General features: G+C 71.9%; 17 protein-coding genes. 11 read left to right on the forward strand and 6 right to left on the reverse strand.

The window, feature by feature from the left end; all coding sequences use genetic code 11:
- Positions 1-109: 109 nt before the first annotated feature.
- From ACWD5D_RS24430 to ACWD5D_RS24455, 6 genes are all read left to right on the forward strand, one after another.
- The gene (locus ACWD5D_RS24430) at positions 110-2,392 is read left to right on the forward strand and encodes a molybdopterin oxidoreductase family protein (protein ID WP_451374865.1); all 2,283 of its coding nucleotides are present in this window, start codon (positions 110-112) and stop codon (positions 2,390-2,392) included.
- A 121-nt stretch (positions 2,393-2,513) separates the two neighbouring features.
- Complete coding sequence (locus ACWD5D_RS24435; protein ID WP_451374866.1) at positions 2,514-3,971, forward strand: CitMHS family transporter; 1,458 nt, start codon at positions 2,514-2,516, stop codon at positions 3,969-3,971.
- Between the two features lie 35 nt (positions 3,972-4,006).
- Complete coding sequence (locus ACWD5D_RS24440) at positions 4,007-5,248, forward strand: MFS transporter (protein WP_451374867.1); 1,242 nt, start codon at positions 4,007-4,009, stop codon at positions 5,246-5,248.
- Positions 5,249-5,355: 107 nt separating this feature from the next.
- Positions 5,356-5,901 (forward strand): DUF3574 domain-containing protein, encoded by a 546-nt coding sequence (locus tag ACWD5D_RS24445; protein ID WP_451374868.1) that lies wholly within the window; start codon positions 5,356-5,358, stop codon positions 5,899-5,901.
- Between the two features lie 115 nt (positions 5,902-6,016).
- Positions 6,017-7,405 (forward strand): aldehyde dehydrogenase family protein, encoded by a 1,389-nt coding sequence (locus tag ACWD5D_RS24450; RefSeq protein WP_451374869.1) that lies wholly within the window; start codon positions 6,017-6,019, stop codon positions 7,403-7,405.
- Between the two features lie 15 nt (positions 7,406-7,420).
- Positions 7,421-8,503 (forward strand): Zn-dependent alcohol dehydrogenase, encoded by a 1,083-nt coding sequence (locus tag ACWD5D_RS24455; RefSeq protein ID WP_451374870.1) that lies wholly within the window; start codon positions 7,421-7,423, stop codon positions 8,501-8,503.
- Positions 8,504-8,705: 202 nt separating this feature from the next.
- Here the strand turns inward: ACWD5D_RS24455 and ACWD5D_RS24460 are convergent, their stop codons facing one another.
- Entirely contained in the window at positions 8,706-9,419 is a 714-nt protein-coding gene (locus tag ACWD5D_RS24460; RefSeq protein ID WP_451374871.1) for an ArsR/SmtB family transcription factor, read from the reverse strand.
- Positions 9,420-9,459: 40 nt separating this feature from the next.
- Positions 9,460-10,107, reverse strand: coding sequence for a TetR/AcrR family transcriptional regulator (locus ACWD5D_RS24465; RefSeq protein ID WP_451374872.1), 648 nt, complete (start codon positions 10,105-10,107; stop codon positions 9,460-9,462).
- A gap of 89 nt (positions 10,108-10,196) precedes the next feature.
- Between ACWD5D_RS24465 and ACWD5D_RS24470 the strand changes: the two genes are divergently transcribed.
- From ACWD5D_RS24470 to ACWD5D_RS24480, 3 genes are all read left to right on the forward strand, one after another.
- Positions 10,197-11,384 carry an acyl-CoA dehydrogenase family protein gene (locus tag ACWD5D_RS24470; RefSeq protein ID WP_451374975.1) on the forward strand — a complete coding sequence of 396 codons (1,188 nt, stop codon included), beginning with the start codon at positions 10,197-10,199 and terminating at the stop codon, positions 11,382-11,384.
- A gap of 107 nt (positions 11,385-11,491) precedes the next feature.
- Positions 11,492-11,797 carry a YiaA/YiaB family inner membrane protein gene (locus ACWD5D_RS24475; RefSeq protein WP_451374873.1) on the forward strand — a complete coding sequence of 102 codons (306 nt, stop codon included), beginning with the start codon at positions 11,492-11,494 and terminating at the stop codon, positions 11,795-11,797.
- A gap of 60 nt (positions 11,798-11,857) precedes the next feature.
- Positions 11,858-12,499, forward strand: coding sequence for a TetR/AcrR family transcriptional regulator (locus ACWD5D_RS24480; RefSeq protein ID WP_451374874.1), 642 nt, complete (start codon positions 11,858-11,860; stop codon positions 12,497-12,499).
- A 33-nt stretch (positions 12,500-12,532) separates the two neighbouring features.
- Here ACWD5D_RS24480 and ACWD5D_RS24485 read toward each other — a convergent pair whose 3' ends face one another.
- Positions 12,533-12,994 (reverse strand): MaoC family dehydratase, encoded by a 462-nt coding sequence (locus tag ACWD5D_RS24485; RefSeq protein WP_451374875.1) that lies wholly within the window; start codon positions 12,992-12,994, stop codon positions 12,533-12,535.
- 104 nt (positions 12,995-13,098) lie between these two features.
- On the opposite strand from ACWD5D_RS24485, the gene soxR reads away from it, so the two are divergent.
- Positions 13,099-13,557 carry a redox-sensitive transcriptional activator SoxR gene (gene soxR, locus ACWD5D_RS24490; RefSeq protein WP_451374876.1) on the forward strand — a complete coding sequence of 153 codons (459 nt, stop codon included), beginning with the start codon at positions 13,099-13,101 and terminating at the stop codon, positions 13,555-13,557.
- A 177-nt stretch (positions 13,558-13,734) separates the two neighbouring features.
- Here the strand turns inward: soxR and ACWD5D_RS24495 are convergent, their stop codons facing one another.
- Together ACWD5D_RS24495 and ACWD5D_RS24500 are read right to left on the reverse strand one after the other, a co-directional pair.
- Positions 13,735-14,493, reverse strand: coding sequence for a 3-keto-5-aminohexanoate cleavage protein (locus ACWD5D_RS24495; RefSeq protein WP_451374877.1), 759 nt, complete (start codon positions 14,491-14,493; stop codon positions 13,735-13,737).
- A gap of 228 nt (positions 14,494-14,721) precedes the next feature.
- Entirely contained in the window at positions 14,722-15,324 is a 603-nt protein-coding gene (locus ACWD5D_RS24500) for a hypothetical protein (RefSeq protein WP_451374878.1), read from the reverse strand.
- 253 nt (positions 15,325-15,577) lie between these two features.
- Between ACWD5D_RS24500 and ACWD5D_RS24505 the strand changes: the two genes are divergently transcribed.
- Positions 15,578-18,367 carry a penicillin acylase family protein gene (locus ACWD5D_RS24505; protein ID WP_451374879.1) on the forward strand — a complete coding sequence of 930 codons (2,790 nt, stop codon included), beginning with the start codon at positions 15,578-15,580 and terminating at the stop codon, positions 18,365-18,367.
- Positions 18,368-18,384: 17 nt separating this feature from the next.
- Here ACWD5D_RS24505 and ACWD5D_RS24510 read toward each other — a convergent pair whose 3' ends face one another.
- Positions 18,385-19,686: a serine-threonine protein kinase gene (locus ACWD5D_RS24510; protein ID WP_451374880.1), complete on the reverse strand. Its 1,302-nt coding sequence runs from the start codon at positions 19,684-19,686 to the stop codon at positions 18,385-18,387.
- Positions 19,687-19,746 lie beyond the last annotated feature (60 nt).

Raw genomic sequence — 19,746 nt, forward strand, 5'->3', positions numbered from 1 at the left:
AATCAGGGCACCCGCACAGGGCTCCCCTCCATGCGTACTGGTCGGTATGCTCGCGGCCGAGCCCTCTTCACGCTCGCCCGGCACCGCCACCGACCCCTCGGGAGGACCCGTGTCCCGCACCGCCCTGCGAATCTGCCCCCTGTGCGAGGCCACGTGCGGGCTGACCCTCACCATCGAGGACACCCGGGTGACCGGCGCCCGCGGTGACCGCGAGGACGTCTTCAGCCACGGGTTCATCTGCCCCAAGGGCGCCGCCTTCGGAGCCCTCGACGGCGACCCGGACCGGCTGCGCACCCCCCTCGTCCGTGAGGACGGCGCGTTGCGCGAGGCCACCTGGGAGGAGGCCTTCGACGCGGTCGCCGCAGGGCTGCGCCCGGTCGTGGAGCGGTACGGCCGCGACGCCCTCGGTGTCGTCCTCGGCAACCCCAATGTGCACACCGTGGCCGGAGGCCTCTACCCGACCGTCCTGCTCGGCGCCCTGCGCACCCGCAGCGTCTTCACCGCCTCCACGGTCGACCAGATGCCCAAGCACGTCTCCAGCGGGCTCCTGTTCGGTGACGCCAACGCCATCCCCGTACCGGACCTCGACCACACCGACCACCTCCTGCTGATCGGGGCCAACCCCCTGGACTCGAACGGGAGTCTGTGCACCGCCCCCGACTTCCCGGGCAGGCTCAAGGCACTGAAGGCGCGTGGCGGCAGGCTCACCGTCGTGGACCCGCGCCGCACCCGCACCGCCCGGCTCGCCGACCGGCACCTCGCCGTCCGGCCCGGCACCGACGCGCTGCTGCTCGCCGCGATGGTCACCGTGCTGTTCGAGGAGAGCCTCGTAGACCTCGGGGCCCTCGGGGACCTCGCCCCGCACGTCGACGGGCTCCCCGAACTCCGGGACGCGCTACGGGACTTCATCCCCGAAGCCGTCGCCGGGGCCTGCGACGTCGACGCGGTCCTCATCCGCACCCTGGCCCGCGAACTCGCCGCCGCCCCCGCCGCCGCCGTCTACGCCCGCATCGGCAGCTGCACCGTCCCGCACGGCACCCTGGCCAGCTGGCTGGTCGACGTCCTCAACATCCTCACCGGCAACCTCGACCGGCCCGGCGGCGCCCTGTTCCCGCAGGCCGCCACGGACCGGACACCCCGCCCGGCCGGCCCCGACCGCGGCTTCGCCCTCGGCCGCTGGCACTCGCGGGTACGGCATCTCCCCGAGGCCAAGGGGGAGTTGCCGCTCGCCGCCCTCGCCGAGGAGATCGACACCGCGACCGAGGAGGGCGAGCCCCTGCGCGCGCTCGTCGTGATCGCCGCCAACCCGGTGCTGTCCGCCCCCGACGGCGACCGGCTCGACAAGGCGCTGGAGTCCCTGGACTTCATGGTGAGCGTCGACCCGTACCTCAACGAGACCTCCCGCCACGCCGACGTCGTCCTGCCCCCGCCCCCGCCCTCCCAGAGCCCGCACCACGACTTCGCGTTCAACACCCTCGCCGTGCGCAACCAGGTCCGCTACAGCCGTCCCGCCGTGCCCCTCGAACCCGGCCGCATGGCCGAGACCGAGATCCTCGCCCGGCTGATCCTGGCCGCCGGCGGCATGCACGGCGCCGACCCGGCCACCGTCGACGCGATGGTGATCGACCAGACCCTCGGCAAGGCCGTCCGGGAATCCAGCTCCCCGGTCCACGGACGCGACCCCCGCGAACTGACCGCCCTGCTCACCGGTGACACCGGGCCCGAGCGGCGCCTCGACATGATGCTGCGCCTCGGCCCCTACGGCGACGGCTTCGGCGCCCGACCCGACGGGCTGACCCTGGCCCGGCTGCTCGCCCACCCGCACGGCATCGACCTCGGCCCGCTGCGCCCGCGCCTGCCGCAGCCGCTGAAGACCGCGAGCGGCAAGGTCGAGCTGCTGCCCGGTCCCATCGCCGGCGATCTGCCGAGGCTCCGGGAGGCGCTCGCCGAGCGGCCCGCCGGGCTCGTCCTCGTCGGCCGCCGCCATCTGCGGTCCAACAACAGCTGGATGCACAACGTGCCCGCCCTCACCGGCGGCAGCAACCGCTGCACCCTCCAGCTGCACCCCGAGGACGCCGCACGCCTCGGCGTCCGGGACGGGCAGCCGGTGCGCGTGAAGGGCGCCGGGGGAGCGGTGACCGCGCCCGCCGAGGTCACCGACGCGGTCCGGACCGGGGTGGTGAGCCTCCCGCACGGCTGGGGCCACGACCGGCCCGGCGTCCGGCTCGGCCACGCCACCACCGAACCCGGCGTCAACGTCAACCAGCTCCTGGACGGCAGCCTCCTCGACCCGCTCTCCGGCAACGCGGTCCTCAACGGCGTCCCCGTCGAGGTCACACCGGTGTCCGCGGTGGCCGAAAAGCTCGCGTCCACGACCTCGGCAAAGCCCTGACCTGGACTTTCGCGCTTATTGCTCACACGTCAACGTCTTGTTAACGCCGTTTGAACGGACCTAACGTCGTCGCACCGCCTGCCCGGCGGGATGTTCAAGGGCGAACGTTAGGTATCCATTCATGCTGACCATCCTCGGCTTCGCCATGATCGCGACCTTCCTGGTCCTGATCATGCTGAAGAAGATGTCGCCGATCGCGGCGCTCGTGCTGATTCCCGCGCTGTTCTGCGTGTTCGTCGGCAAGGGGGCGAAGCTCGGCGACTACGTCATCGACGGCGTCACCAGCCTCGCCCCCACCGCGGCGATGCTCATGTTCGCGATCGTCTACTTCGGCGTGATGATCGACGTCGGCCTCTTCGACCCGATCGTCCGGGGCATCCTGAGGTTCTGCAGGGCCGACCCGCTGCGCATCGTCGTCGGCACGGCCCTGCTCGCCGCGATCGTCTCCCTCGACGGCGACGGCTCCACCACCTTCATGATCACCGTCTCGGCGATGTACCCGCTGTACAAGCGCCTGAAGATGAGCCTGGTCGTGATGACCGGTGTGGCCGCGATGGCCAACGGCGTGATGAACACGCTCCCCTGGGGCGGACCGACCGCCCGCGCCGCCACCGCGCTGAAGGTCGACGCCGGCGACATCTTCGTGCCGATGATCCCGGCCCTGGCCGTCGGCCTGCTGGGCGTCCTGGCCCTCGCCTACGTCCTCGGCCGCCGCGAGCGGGGGCGGCTCGGCGTGCTGACGCTGGACGAGGTCCTGGTGACGGAGACCGGGACGGCGGCCGGGACGGAGACGGTCCTCGTGGGCGCCGGTTCGGGCGCGCGGAAGACCGGCGGCGAGGACACGGGGGCGGGCGCCGGCAAGGGCGAGCGGACGGCCGCCGGTTCCGGCTCCGGCACGGACGCACCCCTCGACGCCGACCCGGCCGAGGGCGACGACTTCCGGGGCCTCGACCCGAACCGCCCCACCCTGCGCCCCAGTCTGTACTGGTTCAACGCGCTGCTCACGGTCGCCCTGCTCACTGCGATGATCATGGAATGGCTGCCGATCCCGGTGCTGTTCCTGCTCGGTGCCGCGCTCGCGCTCACGGTCAACTTCCCGCACATGCCCGACCAGAAGGCCCGCATCGGCGCCCATGCCGAGAACGTGCTCAACGTCTCCGGCATGGTCTTCGCCGCCGCCGTCTTCACCGGCGTCCTCCAGGGCACCGGCATGGTCGACCACATGGCCGAGTGGCTGGTCGGCAACATCCCCGACGGCATGGGCCCGCACATGGCCCTCGTCACCGGCGTACTGAGCATCCCGCTCACGTACTTCATGTCCAACGACGGCTTCTACTTCGGCATCCTGCCGGTGCTCGCCGAGGCGGGCCACGCGCACGGCGTCTCCTCGCTGGAGATCGCCCGCGCCTCCCTCGTCGGCCAGCCCCTGCACATGTCCAGCCCGCTCGTCCCGGCCGTCTACGTCCTGGTCGGCATGGCCAAGGTCGAGTTCGGCGACCACACCAGGTTCGTCGTCAAGTGGGCCGTGCTGATCTCCCTGATCGTGCTCGGCGCGGGACTCCTGTTCGGCATCGTCTGACCCGGGCAACGTCCGACTTTCCCGGGAGGGAAACCATGGCGCCCGGTGGGAACCGCGGCTGGCTGCTCCGCCTCGTCCTCGCCTTCGGCTTCGCGCAGGGGGCGGTGTCGATGGCCCGGCCCGCCGTGTCCTACCGGGCCCTCGCGCTGGGCGCCGACGAGCGGGCGGTCGGCGTCATCGCGGGCGTGTACGCCCTGCTCCCGCTCTTCGCGGCCGTACCGCTCGGCCGCCGCACCGACCACGGCCGCTGCGCACCCCTGCTGCCACTGGGCGTGGTCCTCGTCTCCGGCGGCTGCCTCCTCGGCGGACTGGCCGACTCCCTCTGGGTGATGGCCCTGTGGAGCGGGGTCATGGGACTCGGCCACCTCTGCTTCGTGATCGGCGCCCAGTCCCTGGTCGCCCGCCAGTCCGCGCCGCACGAACAGGACCGCAACTTCGGGTACTTCACCATCGGTGCCTCCCTCGGCCAGCTCGTCGGCCCCATCGCGGCGGGCGCCCTGATCGGCGGTTCCGACATGGCGGGCAGCAGCGCCCTCGCCCTCGTCGTGGCGGGCGCGGGGTGCGCGCTCGCGTTCACGTCGCTGTGGCGCATCGAGGACCGTACGACGGTCGACTCCCGCCCACCGCACGGCGCGCGTGTGCCGGTCGCGGGCATCCTGCGCGCCCGGGGCGTGCCCGCCGGCATGCTCATCAGCCTGTCCGTGCTGTCCGCCACCGACATCCTCACCGCGTATCTGCCCGTGGTCGGCGAGCACCGGGACATCGCGCCGGCGGTGATCGGCGTGCTGCTCAGCCTGCGCGCCGGTGCCACCATCGCCTGCCGGCTCGTCCTCACCCCGCTGCTCCGCCTGCTCGGCAGGCCCGCCTTGCTCACCGTGACCTGCCTCCTGGCGGCCGTGCTGTGCGCGGGAGTCGCCCTGCCGGTGCCGGTGTGGGCGCTCGGGTCGATGCTCGTCGTCCTCGGGTTCTGCCTGGGCGTCGGACAGCCGTTGTCGATGACGACGGTCGTCCAGGCCGCTCCCGAGGACGCGCGTTCCACCGCCCTCGCCCTGCGCCTGACCGGCAACCGGCTCGGCCAGGTCGCCGCCCCGGCCGCCGCGGGCCTGGTCGCCGGGGTGGCGGGGGCGGCCGCACCGTTCGTGATGCTCGGGGTGTTGCTGCTGCTGTCGTCGGGTGTGGCGTCGCGGTCGCCGGGGAGGCCGGTGCCGGGAGGGGAGACGCGGGCCGGGGCCGACCGGCGAGCATGGTCGGCGTTGAGCCGGAAGGACGATGTCTGAGGGGTGCGCGGCGCCGCTTCCGTGTCGTGCGCGGTGAGGTGAAGTGAGGTGAACCAGAGTCAGGTGACACGGATTTATATGAATATCGCCTGATTCGGAGTGTGTTCATGGCGACGCCGTCCCTGCCCCGCCGCGCCGCCGCGCTGTCGGCCCTCACCCTCGCGGGCACCGTCCTTCTCGGCGGACCGGCCTTCGCCGCGCCCGGTGGCGACGGAGACGTCAGGATCCACGTGGCGGGCACCGCCTCCGCCCCTCGCCCCGACCGGCCGAAGATGCGCCGTGTCTCCCCCGGCGCGGTCGACTCCTGCGCGCACGCGCGCGGAGAGCCGTACGTCGAGACCCGGCTCCTCTTCGGCACCGCGCGCCCGGACGGCGGCCCGGCCGTCACCGACCGGCAGTTCATGGCCTTCGTCGACAAGGAGGTCACGCGCGCCTTCCCGGACGGGCTCACCGTGCAGAGCGCGCGCGGGCAGTGGCGGGACGCGAACGGCACCATCGAGAAGGAGCGGTCGTACGAGCTGATCCTGCTGTATCCCGAGTCGCTGGCCGACGCGAGCGACCGGAGCATCGAGGACATCCGGCGGGCGTACGAGAAGGCTTTCGGCCAGGAGTCCGTGGGCAGGGTGGACGAGAGGGCGCAGGTCGACTTCTGATGTTCCCGGGGCGCCGGGTCTTCTGATGTGCTGGGGGCGTCCGGTTACGTATGGCGCACGAAAACTATCGTCGCTAGTTTATTGGCCGGACGACATGGAAACCGGAGGCAGCAACATGAAGGCACACGACGGCCTCTACATCGACGGCGCATGGCGCCCGGCCGAGAGCCAGGACGTGATCGAGGTCGTGAACCCGGCCGACGAGCAGGTCGTCGGCCGGGTCCCGGCGGGCGGCGCCCTGGACGTCGACACCGCCGTACGCGCCGCGCGCGCCGCACTCCCGGCCTGGGCCGCCACGCCCCCGGCCGAGCGGGCCGCGCGCCTGGCCGCGCTGCGGGACGTCCTGGCGGCCCGCAAGGACGAGATCGCCGAGACGGTGACCGCGGAACTGGGCGCCCCCGCCCAGTTCGCGCAGGCCGTGCACGTCGGCCTGCCGATCGCGGTCGCCGGCTCCTTCGCCGAGCTGGCCGCGACCCACTCCTTCGAGGAGAAGGTCGGCAACTCCACCGTGCTGCACGAGCCCGTCGGCGTCATCGGTGCGATCACCCCCTGGAACTACCCGCTCCACCAGATCGTCGCCAAGGTCGCCCCCGCGCTCGCCGCGGGCTGCACGGTCGTGCTCAAGCCCGCAGAGGACACCCCTCTCACCGCCCAGATCTTCGCCGAGGCGGTCCACGAGGCGGGCGTGCCGGCCGGTGTGTTCAACCTGGTCACCGGCCTGGGCCCGGTCGCGGGACAGGCCCTCGCCGAGCACCCGGACGTCGACCTGGTCTCCTTCACCGGCTCCACGGCGGTCGGCCGGCAGATCGGCGCGGTGGCCGGCGCGGCCGTGAAGCGCGTCGCCCTGGAACTCGGCGGCAAGTCCGCCAACGTCATCCTGCCGAGTGCCGATCTCGCGAAGGCCGTGGGCGTCGGCGTGGCCAACGTGATGTCCAACTCCGGCCAGACGTGCAGCGCCTGGACCCGCATGCTGGTCCACCGCGACCGGTACGAGGAGGCCGTCGAGCTGGCCGCCGCCGCGGCCGCAAAGTACGGCGACCGCATCGGCCCGGTCGTGAACGCCACGCAGCAGGCCAGGGTGCGCGGTTACATCGAGAAGGGCATCGCCGAGGGCGCCCGCCTGGTCACCGGCGGGCCCGAATCCCCCCAGGAGCTGGGCTACTTCGTCAGTCCGACCGTCTTCGCCGACGTCACCCCCGAGATGACCGTAGCCCAGGAGGAGATCTTCGGCCCGGTCCTCACCATCCTCCCCTACGACGACGAGGACGACGCCCTGCGCATCGCCAACGGCACGGTCTACGGCCTCGCCGGCGCCGTCTGGGCCGCCGACGAGGCCGAGGCGGTCGCCTTCGCCCGCCGCATGGACACCGGTCAGGTCGACATCAACGGCGGCCGGTTCAACCCCCTCGCCCCCTTCGGCGGCTACAAGCAGTCAGGGGTCGGCCGGGAACTCGGCACACACGGACTCGCCGAGTACCTCCAGACCAAGTCCCTCCAGTTCTAAGGAAGTCCGCGAGCCATGGCCGTACGAGCCGCCGTCCTGCCAGCCGTCGGCGCGCAGTTGGAGATCACCGGCATCGAGCTGCCCGATCCCGGCCCCGGACAGGTCCGGGTCCGCCTCGCCGCCGCCGGGGTCTGCCATTCCGACCTGTCCCTGTCCAACGGCACCATGCGGGTGCCGGTCCCCGCGGTCCTCGGTCACGAGGGCGCGGGCACGGTCCTCGCCGTGGGCGAGGGCGTCACGCATGTCGCGCCCGGCGCCCCAGTGGTCCTCAACTGGGCGCCGTCCTGCGGTACCTGCCACGCCTGCACGCTCGGCGAGGTCTGGCTGTGCGCCAACGCCCTGGGCGGCGCCGCCGCCGTCCATGCCCGCACCGTCGACGGCACCGACCTGCACCCCGGCCTGAACGTCGCCGCGTTCGCCGAGGAGACCGTGGTCTCCGCCTCCTGCGTCCTGCCGCTGCCCGACGGGGTGCCGCTGGTGGACGCCGCCGTCCTCGGCTGCGCCGTCCTCACCGGTTACGGCGCGGTCCACCACTCGGCGCGGGTCCAGCCCGGTGAGACGGTCGCCGTGTTCGGCGCGGGCGGGGTGGGCCTGGCCACGCTCCAGTCGGCCCGTATCGCGGGCGCGTCCCGCATCATCGCCGTCGACGTCTCCCCGGAGAAGGAGGAGCTGGCCCGCGCCGCCGGCGCCACCGACTACGTCGTCGCGTCCGAGAACACCGCCCGCGAGATCCGCGCCCTCACCGGCATGCAGGGCGTCGACGTCTCCGTGGAGTGCGTCGGGCGCGCGGTCGCCATCCGGGCCGCCTGGGACTCCACCCGCCGGGGCGGCCGCACGACGGTCGTCGGCATCGGCGGCAAGGACCAGGAGGTCACCTTCAACGCCCTGGAGATCTTCCACTGGGGCCGCACCCTCTCCGGCTGCGTCTACGGCAACTCCGACCCGGCCCGCGACGTGCCGGTCCTCGCCGAACACGTACGCCGGGGCCGCCTGGACCTCGCCTCGCTCGTCACCGACCGCATCGGCCTGAAGGACATCCCGGCCGCCTTCGACAACATGCTCGCCGGCAAGGGAGGCCGCGCACTGGTGGTCTTCTGACGGAGGGCAGGCCGGGTGCGGGCGCTGAACGGGGGTGGGCTTCCAGCACGGGGAGGCACGACTGCCCCCATCGGCGGACGGTGCCTCATGGGCGACGGCACCGCAGTTCCCCAGGGGCGCGGGGAACTGCGCGACAAGCCCCACCGACCCGCATCCGGCAGCCGATCCGCACCCTCACCACCCCCACCCCCCAAGCCGCACCTCACCGCAACGCACCTGGTGAAATCCCCAGCAACTCCCCCAACTCCCGCTCCCCCGACGGAGTCACCCTGACCGCCCGCTCCGACCCGATCCGCACACACCACCCCGCATCCAGCGCATGCCGGCACAGCGCCGCCCCCGCCGCACCCGCGAGATGAGGCCTGCGCTCGGTCCAGTCGAGGCACGCGCGGGCCAGTGGGCGCCGGGTCGAACGGTCGAGGGTGATACCGACCCCGCCGAACCAGTCGAGCCCCTCGTCCGTCAGCGCGAACCCGGTGTCCTGCACCAACAGTCCCCGGAGGGTCAGCGCATCCGTGAGAGCGATCCCGAGGCGGCCGGCCAGGTGGTCGTAGCAGGTGCGGCCCCGGGCCATCGCCGAGCGCACGCTCGACTCCCGCAGGCTGCGTCCCGGTTGCTGTACGGCCCCCGCGGGGACCTGCGCGGCCAGGTCCTCGACCAGCTGCGCCACCCGCGCGTCGGCCAGCCGCACGTACCGGTGCCGGCCCTGCCGCTCCTGCGCGAGCAGCCCGCCCGCCACCAGCTTGCCCAGGTGCTCGCTCAGCGTGGACGGCGCGACCCCGGCGTGCCGGGCCAGCTCACCGGCGGTCCACGCGCGCCCGTCCAGGAGGGCCAGCAGACACGCGGCCCGGGTCTCGTCGGCGACGAGCGAGGCGAGCGAGGCGAGGCCGGCGGCCCGGGAGTCCTTGGCGGTCATGGCCCCAGCATGCGCCGCCGACCCTTCGGCGCGCGCCGAACTATTGCTGCACGCCCTCGCGGACCTGCGCGTACTGCTGCTCCAGCCCGTCCAGCAGAGCGGTCAGCCCGGCCTCGAAGGCCCGCTCGTCGATCTTCTCCTGCTGCTCGGCGAGAAGATGGGCCTGGCCGAGGTGAGGGTAGTCGGAGGGGTCGTAGGCGCTCGCGTCGTCCACGAAGCCACCGGCGAAGGAGCCGAGCGCGGAGCCCATGATGAAGTACCGCATCAGCGCACCGATGGAGGTCGCCTGCGCGGGCGGCCAGCCCGCGTCGACCATCGCGCCGTACACCGCGTCGGCCAGCCGCAGGGCGGCGGGACGGCGGCCGGGTCCGCGCGCCAGGACCGGGACGATGTTCGGGTGGTCGCGCAGGGCGGCACGGTAGGAGACCGCCCAGTCGTGCAGCGCCGTCCGCCAGTCCCGGCCGTCCTCGAACATCGACAGATCGACCAGCGCGCTCACCGAGTCCGCGACCACCTCGAGGATCTCGTCCTTGGTGCGGAAGTGGTTGTAGAGCGAGGGTCCGCTGACCCCCAGTTCGGCGGCGAGCCGCCGGGTGGAGACGGCGGCCAGGCCCTCGGCGTCCACGAGTTCCCGGGCCGTCTCGACGATCCGGTCGGTGCTGAGGAGGGGCTTGCGCGGTCGGGCCATGGCGCTCATAGTAGAGCCGTACCTGAAAACTAGCAGTGCTAATTTAAATGTACGGCTTTCAAGGTCTGTCTGTATGGGGTGATCGCATGGTGAACCTGGAGCTGAGTGAGGAGCAGGCCGCCGTACGGCAGCTCGCCCGCGACTTCGTGGAGCGTGAGATCGCGCCGCACGTGATCGCCTGGGACCGCGCCGAGGAGGTCGACCGGGGCATCGTGAAGAAGCTCGGCGAGGTCGGCTTCCTCGGCCTGACCGTCGACGAGGAGTACGGCGGCTCGGGCGGCGACCACCTGGCGTACTGCCTGGTCACCGAGGAGCTGGGGCGCGGCGACTCCTCGGTCCGCGGCATCGTCTCGGTGTCCCTCGGACTGGTCGCCAAGTCGATCGCCGCGTGGGGCGACGAGGAGCAGAAGCGGCGCTGGCTGCCGGGCCTGACCGCCGGCGACCACGTCGGCTGCTTCGGCCTCACCGAGCCCGGCACCGGCTCCGACGCGGGCAACCTCTCGACCCGGGCCGTGCGCGACGGTGGGGTTACCTCCCGCTCGAGCGGAGCCGGGAGTGGGGGAGACTTCGTCATCAACGGCACCAAGACGTTCATCACGAACGGCACCTGGGCCGACGTCGTCCTGCTCTTCGCCCGCTCCACGGACGCCCCCGGCCACAAGGGCGTCTCCGCCTTCCTCGTCCCCACCGACACCCCCGGCCTGACCCGCCGCACCATCCACGGCAAGCTCGGCCTGCGCGGCCAGGCCACCGCCGAGCTGGTGCTGGAGGACGTCCGGGTGCCCGCCTCGGCGCTGCTCGGCGAGGAGGGCAAGGGCTTCTCCGTCGCCATGTCCGCCCTGGCCAAGGGCCGTATGTCGGTCGCCGCGGGCTGTGTCGGCATAGCCCAGGCCGCCCTGGACGTGGCCGTGCGGTACGCCGGTGAGCGCGAGCAGTTCGGCAAGTCGATCGCCCACCACCAGCTGGTGCAGGAGCTGATCAGCGACATCGCCCTCGACGTGGACGCGGCCCGGCTGCTGACCTGGCGGGTCGCCGACCTGATCGACCGGGGGAAGCCGTTCGCCGTGGAGTCCTCCAAGGCCAAGCTGTTCGCCTCCGAGGCCGCCGTGCGCGCCGCCAACAACGCCCTCCAGGTCTTCGGCGGCTACGGCTACATCGACGAGTACCCGGCCGGCAAGCTCCTGCGCGACGCCCGCGTGATGACCCTCTACGAAGGCACCAGCCAGATCCAGAAGCTGGTCATCGGGCGGGCGCTGACCGGGGTTTCGGCGTTCTGACGGCGCGGGCGGTCGTTCCGGCGGCTCGACCGGTACCGACGTTCTGAGTACGCCGCTGAGTATCTCGGCGGATGTGGCGAACGCCTCGTCCGCCGATGCTCTTTCCCATGAGTGAGACACCGGTCAAGCAGCAGAGTACGGGCGCGTTCTACGGGCAGGCCGTCGCGTCCTTCGCCGTCGCCATGTCGGCCACCGCCATCGGCATCTACCAGCTGGACACCAACGCCTGGGTCCGGGCCTTCCTCGCCATCGCGGTCCTCTACCTCGTCACCTCCGCCTTCACCCTGGCCAAGGTCATCAGGGACCGGCAGGAGGCGGGGGAGATCGTGAGCAGGGTCGACCAGGCGCGGCTGGACAAGCTCCTCGCCGAGCACAACCCGTTCGAGGCGCCAAGATCCGAGCAGGCGCGCTAAGCGAGCGCTCACCTTCAGCGGTATGGTGGTGTCCCTGTCACCGAGAGGGGCGAGCGAACGATGAGTACGGCGCAGGAGACGGCCGGCGGCGAGGCCGGGCCGTGGGACGAGGTCACGCCCGAGGCGGCCCGGCGACTGCTCGTCGCCGCCGTGGAGGCCTTCGCCGAGCGCGGCTATCACGCGACGACCACCCGTGACATCGCAGGCCGCGCCGGCATGAGCCCGGCCGCGCTCTACATCCACTACAAGACCAAGGAAGAGCTGCTTCACCGGATCAGCCGGATCGGCCACGACAAGGCGCTGGACATCCTGCGTACGGCGGCCGAGGGCGAGGGCACCGCCGCGGAGCGGCTCGCCGACGGGGTCAGCTCCTTCGTCGGCTGGCACGCCGGGCGGCGCACCACCGCGCGGGTCGTCCAGTACGAACTGGACGCGCTCGGCCCCGACGCCCGCGCCGAGATCGTCGAGCTGCGCCGCCAGGTGGACGCCCAGGTGCGCGGCATCATCGAGGACGGCGTGGCCTCGGGCGAGTTCGACGTGCCGGACGTGCAGGGCACCACGCTGGCCGTGCTGTCGCTGTGCATCGACGTGGCCCGCTGGTTCAACGTGGACGGGCCCCGCACCCCCGAGCAGGTCGGCGAGCTCTACGCCGACCTCGTGCTGCGGATGGTGGGCGCGAAGCGGACGCCCGCGGGCTCGTAGCGCGGACGCCCGCGCGGCGCTCGGAGGTGCTGCTCAGAGGTAGTACCGGGACACTGACTCCGCGACGCACACCGGCTTGTCGCCGCCCTCGCGCTCGACCGTGAAGGCGACGGTCACCTGGACGCCGCCGGGGACGTCCTCGACGCCGGTGATCTTCGCGGTGGCACGCAGGCGGGAGCCGACCGGGACGGGGGAGGGGAAACGGACCTTGTTCGTGCCGTAGTTGACGCCCATCTTCACGCCCTCGACGCTGATGAGCTGCGGGCCGAAGAGCGGCAGCAGCGAGAGCGTCAGGTAACCGTGGGCGATGGTGGTCCCGAACGGCCCCGCCGCGGCCTTCTCCGGGTCCACGTGGATCCACTGGTGGTCCCCGGTGGCCTCGGCGAACAGGTCGATCCGCTTCTGGTCGATCTCCACCCAGTCGGTGTGGCCCAGCTGCTCGCCCACGGCGGCCTTCAGCTCGTCGGGGGAGGTGAAGGTCCTCGGTTCTGCCATGATCCCGGCCTCTCGCTCGCATGTCTAAGCAACTGCTTAGCATGGTTCGCCGCGGGCCAGATGTCAACGGATGGCGGCCCGGCCGGGTCGGTAGGCTTTGAGGGGTGCCCCAGATTCCCGAGAAGATCCACGAGCTGACCGTCGGGCAGTTGTCCGCGCGTAGCGGTGCCGCGGTGTCGGCGTTGCACTTCTACGAGGCGAAGGGCCTGATCAGCAGCCGCCGCACCTCCGGCAACCAGCGCCGCTACAGCCGTGACACGCTGCGCCGCGTCGCCTTCGTCCGTGCGGCGCAACGGGTCGGCATCCCGCTCGCCACCATCCGGACGGCCCTCGCGGAACTCCCCGAGGAGCGCACGCCGACCCGCGAGGACTGGGCGCGGCTGTCGGAGGCATGGCGCTCCGAACTGGAGGAACGGATCACTCAGCTGAACCGGCTCCGGGATCACCTCACGGACTGCATCGGCTGCGGGTGTCTGTCGCTGGACACGTGCGTGCTGTCCAATCCCGACGATGTGATCGGGGAGAGGCGGGTGGGGTCGCGTCTCATGCCCGAGAGGCGCTGACCGCTGAGCGCGGGCCCGCGCCGGGGGCGGTGCCGTCCTCCCCCAGTGCCTTAAGGGCCTGGGAGGTACCCCCAGCCGGGTGCGGGTGGGTTGTGGCTGGTCGCTTCGTCGGCCTGTGTGCCGGGTCGGTTTCATCGCCTCCCACTGTCCGGACACGAAAGGGGTGGAGCGAGCGGATCAGCGCCTGCTGGCGTCGGTGTCTTCGGGCGATGGCTTCGCTGGGCACGAGCGGTACCGGGCCAGCCCCGCGGACACCAACTGAGCGTTCGAAGCGGCCCGTTCCCCGTTCGGCAGGAACAGCGTGTCCTCCAGCCCGATCCGGGTCGCCAGCCCCAGCCGGCCGGCCAGGCCCAGCACCGGCCAGGTGCCGCCCTCCTCGCCGTGCAGCAGCACGGGCCGGCCGTGGGCGTCTCCCAGCTCGGTCAGGAGGGCCCGCGCGGTCGCCTCGGCGGTCGCCGGGTCCGGGTCGGTCACCTCCGCGAGCACACGCAGCACCCTCGGCCCCAGCGGTGAGGACGCGAAGCGGGCCGCTCCGTCGGTGCCGGACCGGATGCCCGCCTCCACGCCGACGCCCAGGGCCAGCAGTTGCCCGGCGACCTCCTCGGCGCCCGGCTCGTGCCAGTTGACCGAGGCGAAGTCGGGCAGCACCGACCAACTGCGCACGCGGTCGAACCGGGCCACCGGATCAGGCTCCGCCCAGGCGCCGGTGGTCACTCCTACCGGTACCGAAACACGTGCCCGTATCGCTTCGAGGGCCGGGGCGAGCACCCGGGGGGACAGGCTGTCCCGTCCGCACGGTGTCTTCGGGTGGACGTGCACTTCCGTGGCCCCGGCCGCGACCGCCTCCGCCGCCGACCGTGCCAACTCCTCGGGCGACAACGGCATACACGCACCGTCCGCGGCCGAGCGGCGCCCGTTGAGACAGACCTGCGTCATGCCTCGATGGTGCCAGTCGCCTCCGACAACGGCGTCGGGGCCAGGCCCGGCAGGGGGTGTGGCATCCCCGGCACACCCCCCGGTTCCATCCCCGTCGGTCGCACGATCGGGCCTCGTCGGTCAGGCGGGCTCTTTCGATCAGGTGGTCAGGCACCCGTCGGTCGGGCGGGCAGCCTCCGTGGGTCGCTCAGGCCCACTGTCGGTCGGTCACGCTGTCGGGTCGGGTGGTCAGGCCGACATCAGCAGTTGTTCACGGCGGGCGCACTCCAGCGCCCGGGGGGTGAGTACGGGCAGGGGCACGAGGATGCCGCAGTCCGTGCAGACCGGACCGGACGACGGCTCGTGGTCCAGGCCGTACCTCCACTTCAGGCGCTCTGATGCGCACACCGGGCAGGCCGATCCCGGAGCGCGCTCCAGCGCGGCGATCAGCCGGCGCAGCACCTCGGCGAGGGGCTCGTCGGGATGGACCCGCGGGTCGTCGCACCAGGCGACACCGAACCCGCCCCACGTCATCCGGTGCCAGTCGTCCACACTGCCGGGCCGGCGCAGCCCGTCGTGCTTCTCTTTCCTGCGGCGCTCGGCGAAGTCGGCCTCATAGGCCAGCCACACCGTCCTCGCCTCCTCCAGCTCCTCCAGCGCGGCCACGAGCCGCGCGGGCTCGGGGGAGCGGTCCTCGGGACCGAAACCGGCCCGGGAGCACAGATGGTCCCAGGTCGCCCGGTGTCCATAAGGAGCGAACCGCTCCAGGCACTTGCGCAGTGAGTAGCGCCGCAGCGCCAGATCACACCGCGGATCGCGTACCTGTCTCGCGAGACTTCGGAATCCGGCCATCGCTCTGCACCTCCGTCACACCTGCGTTCGCACTTCGGTCACTTCGGTGTCGCCATGCGCGTGGCGCGACATCGCCGAGTAGACGTATCGACCCGCGATCCGGCTCCATCCGATTTCCGATGCCCTGTCACAAGGAGCCCCGGGGCGGCCGGGGCACCGGCCCTGCTGACACCAAAACTTGACTCATGTTCATCTTCAATCCCGGGGATACCGGCGGTAACGTCCGGCCCACCCCGTCGGGAGGAGCTGCCCCATGACACGGCGCACCCCACGCAACGTGTTGTTCGACAAAGTGAGAACTCCCCGCAAGCTCTCCGGGTTCCTGAAGACAGCATCTGTCTGTGTTCTGATCGCCGGACTTCTCGCCCCGCTCACCCAGGCCGTCGCCGCGCCCCGCCTCGCGGCCTCGAACGACTACTGCGGCGGCCGGTGTTCCGACATCCTGCCGCCCGGCCAGAACGGCAACGCGACCCTGGCCCAGATCCTGCTCAACCAGGCGTTCGGCACACAGCCCTCCCACGCCGAGGACCAGCTCGGCCCGTACGCCGACCTCGCGACCGGTTACTCGGGCCTTACCGATACGAAGATCAACACCTTCTTCAACGACGCCTCGTTCGGCGTTCCTTCCGACCAGGTCGCCTCCACGGAGAAGCCGGCCGGCCGCGGTGATGTGACGATCGTCCGGGACAAGCGGACCGGTGTGCCGCACATCACAGGCACCACCCGGTACGGCACCGAGTTCGGCGCCGGATACGCGGCGGCCGAGGACCGGCTGTGGCTCATGGACGTCTTCCGGCACGTGGGCCGCGGCCAGCTGACCTCCTTCGCGGGCGGCGCGCCGGCCAACCAGGGCCTGGAGCAGCAGTTCTACCGCAACGCGCCCTACACCGAGGCCGACCTCCAGGCGCAGATCGACCGCGCCGTGGCGAACAACGGCGCCCGCGGCCAGCAGGCCCTCGCGGACGTCGGCGCCTACCTCGACGGCATCAACTCCTATATCGACGCCTCCGACAGCGGCCGCTACTTCCCCGGTGAGTACGACCTCACCGGCCACAAGGATCCGGTCACCAACGCGGGCACCATCGCCCACTTCAAGGTCACCGACCTGGTGGCGCTGGCCTCGGTCATCGGTTCGCTGTTCGGTTCCGGAGGCGGCGGCGAGGTCGACAACGCGCTCTCCCTGATCGCCGCCCAGTCCAAGTACGGCGTCGAGGAAGGCACCAGGGTCTGGGAGTCCTTCCGCGAGCGCAACGACCCCGAGGCCGCCCTCACCGTCCACGACGGCGAGAGCTTCCCGTACGCCTCCAAGCCCGCGACCGCACAGGGCGAGGCACTGCCCGACGCCGGTTCGGTGACCGAGGAGCCGCTCGTCTACGACCGCACCGGCAGCGCGGCCACCGCGAGCGCGAAGAAGTCCTCCGCCTCGGCGTCGAGGACCGCCCTCACCTCCGCCAGGCGCGGCATGTCCAACGCCCTCGTGGTCAGCGGCGAGCACACCGCAAGCGGCCACCCCGTCGCCGTCTTCGGACCACAGACCGGCTACTTCGCCCCGCAGCTGCTCCTGCTCCAGGAGATCCAGGGCCCCGGCATCAGCGCCCGCGGCGCCTCCTTCGCGGGCCTGAGCATGTACGTCGAACTCGGCCGCGGCCAGGACTACTCGTGGAGCGCGACCACGTCCGGCCAGGACATCATCGACACCTACGCCGTCGAACTGTGCCAGGACGACTACCACTACCTGTACCACGGCACCTGCACGGCCATGGACAAGGTCGAGCAGAAGAACTCCTGGACGCCGACCACGGCCGACGGCACGGCCGCGGGCTCGTACACCATGCGGGCCTGGCGCACCGCGTACGGGCCGGTGGAGTACCGCGCGACCGTCGGCGGCAAGAAGGTCGCCTACACCACCCTGCGCTCCTCCTATCTGCACGAGGTCGACTCGGTCATCGGCTTCCAGATGCTGAACGACCCGGACTACGTCAAGGGTCCGAAGGACTTCCAGAGCGCGGCCCAGCACATCAACTACACCTTCAACTGGTTCTACGCCGACTCCCAGCACACCGCGTACTACAACAGCGGTGACAACCCGGTCCGGGCCGCCGGGGTCGACGCCGAGTTCCCGGTGTGGGCGCAGCCGGTGTACGAGTGGAAGAACTGGGACCCGGCCACCAACACGGCCGCCTACACCCCGGCCTCCGCCCACCCCAACTCCGTCGACCAGGACTACTACGTCTCCTGGAACAACAAGCAGGCCAAGGACTACACGACCGCGTCCTGGGGCGACGGTTCCGTGCACCGCGGCGACCTGCTGGACGACCGGGTGAACAAGCTCGTCGCGGCCGGCGGGGTGACCCGCACCCAGCTGGTGCAGGCCATGGCGCAGGCGGGCCTGACCGACCTGCGCGCCGAGGACGTGCTGCCCAAGCTGCTCAAGGTGATCAACTCCTCGCCCGTGACGGACGCCACGGCCGCCGCCGCGGTGAACAAGCTCCAGGCGTGGGTGACCGCGGGCGCCAGGCGCACGGAGACGTCGGCCGGCTCGAAGACGTACGCCGACGCGGACGCGATCCGCATCCTCGACGCCTGGTGGCCGCAGTTGGTCAAGGCGGAGTTCGAGCCGGGCCTCGGCAGCGACCTGTACACCGCGTTCAGCGACAACCTGCCCGTGGACGAGGCTCCGTCCGCCGGTCACGGCCCGACCGGGTCGCACGCCGGAAGCTCGTTCCAGTACGGCTGGTGGAGCTATGTCGACAAGGACATCCGGGCGGTGCTCGGTGAGCCCGTACAGGGTGGCCTGGCGCAGAAGTACTGCGGCGGCGGCAGCCTGGGCTCCTGCCGGGACACCCTGATCGGCACGCTGAAGCAGGCCGCGGGCCTGACCGCCGCCCAGGTCTACCCGGGCGACGACCAGTGCTCGGCCGGCGACCAGTGGTGCGCCGACTCCATCGTCCAGCGCACCCTGGGCGGCATCAAGCACGGCAGGATCAGCTGGCAGAACCGGCCGACCTACCAGCAGGTCGTGGAGTACACCGCGCATCGGTGACGACCAAGGGCGGCGGGTCAGGTGATGCGGCCCGCCGCCAGGACCACGCGTGCCAGTTCGGGGTGCACGATGTCGCTGTGCGCCCCGGCCGGCGGGCCTCCGTGCCGGACGACGGACGCCACGTCCACGTTCACGCACCCCGAGGCGGGCAGCGGTCCCCGCAGTGCCGTCGCGAGATCCAGCGCGGCGGTGCCGGGGACCGCCTGCACCCCGTCGTGGCCCATCGCGCCCCACCGCACGCCCAGCAGGTCGCCGAGGTCGTCCCCGGTGAGCGACCGGTCGTCGTCCGCCATCCGCGAGGCGAGGGGGTAGAAGGTGCCGAGTGCCGCGTCGAAGCGCGAGTGGCAGCACACCAGCGGTCCGTCGATCCGGTTCTGCCGGCCGTGCAGAGCGCCCGTCTCGTCCCCGTCGTGCGGGAGCCGCTCGGCGAACGCGTAGTGCGAGAAGGCCCCTTGGAGCAGGGTCACGGACTTCACCGTGCGTACCCCGGCCGGCAGTCCGCGCAGCGCGAACGCCACCAGCCGTCCGCCGAAGCTGTGCCCGACCAGATGCACCCGCACCTCCGGGGCCGCATGGGCCAACTCTCCGAGCGCCGGCCCGAGTCCGCGCTCGCCGACTGTCCCGGCCCGCTGTTTCATCGTGTAGTACGTCGCCTGCCGCAGCAGTTCCTTCGCGCCCTCCCACGGGTTCGGCAGCCCGAACTGAGCAGGAGCCGCAGGTGAGTTGAGCCCGATCAGGGCCTCGGTGAGCTCCTCGCAGACAGCCGTCGGGTCCCCGCGGAACACGACGGGCTCGCCGTCCCGCGACGTGTCCTTCGCGGCGAGCGTCCGCGGCGTCTCGGTCAGCAGCCGCACCAGCCGCCCGAACTCCGCCAGCCCCTCGTCCCCGCGCGGCTGTTCGTCCAGCAGCCGGGCCAGCCGGTCGAGCACGGCGGCCCGGCCCGGGAACGCCTCCAGCAGAGCGCGTCGCGTGTCCTTGTCCAGGGCGGGGCGCGGTGCCTCCTCCGCCTCCGTCGCCGCCACGGACCGCGGGAAGTTCGGGATCGGCTCGTCGCAGAAGCGCATCGACGGCCAGATCACCCCCACGTACCCGATGCGTGCCGTCGGTGCGAGCCCAGGGACCGGTGCGAAGAAGCCGCGGTACAGCGCGGTGGCGCCCGAACGGTCGTTGTTCCAGCCGTGCGCGAAGACGATCAGGTCACGGACACCCCGGTCCGTGACCTGCGCCAGCAACTGGTCGCGTTCGGGGCGCTCCACGTCCCCGTCCGCGTCGAAGGTCAGCTCCCAGTAGGGAGAGACGCTCATCCCGGCATCCGCCATGACAGGCTCCCTCGTTCCCCCGAAACGGTGCGATACGGACGCATCGTCCCGCCGCAGGGC

This window comes from Streptomyces sp. NPDC002520, assembly GCF_053595235.1.

Excerpts from the sequence above, each read along its gene's own strand:
- ACWD5D_RS24435 (WP_451374866.1), top strand. The coding sequence starts at position 2,514 with ATGCTGACCATCCTCGGCTTCGCCATGATCGCGACCTTCCTGGTCCTG.
- ACWD5D_RS24440 (WP_451374867.1), top strand. The coding sequence starts at position 4,007 with ATGGCGCCCGGTGGGAACCGCGGCTGGCTGCTCCGCCTCGTCCTCGCC.
- ACWD5D_RS24445 (WP_451374868.1), top strand. The coding sequence starts at position 5,356 with ATGGCGACGCCGTCCCTGCCCCGCCGCGCCGCCGCGCTGTCGGCCCTC.
- ACWD5D_RS24450 (WP_451374869.1), top strand. The coding sequence starts at position 6,017 with ATGAAGGCACACGACGGCCTCTACATCGACGGCGCATGGCGCCCGGCC.
- ACWD5D_RS24455 (WP_451374870.1), top strand. The coding sequence starts at position 7,421 with ATGGCCGTACGAGCCGCCGTCCTGCCAGCCGTCGGCGCGCAGTTGGAG.
- ACWD5D_RS24460 (WP_451374871.1), bottom strand. The coding sequence starts at position 9,419 with ATGACCGCCAAGGACTCCCGGGCCGCCGGCCTCGCCTCGCTCGCCTCG.
- ACWD5D_RS24465 (WP_451374872.1), bottom strand. The coding sequence starts at position 10,107 with ATGGCCCGACCGCGCAAGCCCCTCCTCAGCACCGACCGGATCGTCGAG.
- ACWD5D_RS24475 (WP_451374873.1), top strand. The coding sequence starts at position 11,492 with ATGAGTGAGACACCGGTCAAGCAGCAGAGTACGGGCGCGTTCTACGGG.
- ACWD5D_RS24480 (WP_451374874.1), top strand. The coding sequence starts at position 11,858 with ATGAGTACGGCGCAGGAGACGGCCGGCGGCGAGGCCGGGCCGTGGGAC.
- ACWD5D_RS24485 (WP_451374875.1), bottom strand. The coding sequence starts at position 12,994 with ATGGCAGAACCGAGGACCTTCACCTCCCCCGACGAGCTGAAGGCCGCC.
- ACWD5D_RS24495 (WP_451374877.1), bottom strand. The coding sequence starts at position 14,493 with ATGACGCAGGTCTGTCTCAACGGGCGCCGCTCGGCCGCGGACGGTGCG.
- ACWD5D_RS24500 (WP_451374878.1), bottom strand. The coding sequence starts at position 15,324 with ATGGCCGGATTCCGAAGTCTCGCGAGACAGGTACGCGATCCGCGGTGT.
- ACWD5D_RS24505 (WP_451374879.1), top strand. The coding sequence starts at position 15,578 with ATGACACGGCGCACCCCACGCAACGTGTTGTTCGACAAAGTGAGAACT.
- ACWD5D_RS24510 (WP_451374880.1), bottom strand. The coding sequence starts at position 19,686 with ATGGCGGATGCCGGGATGAGCGTCTCTCCCTACTGGGAGCTGACCTTC.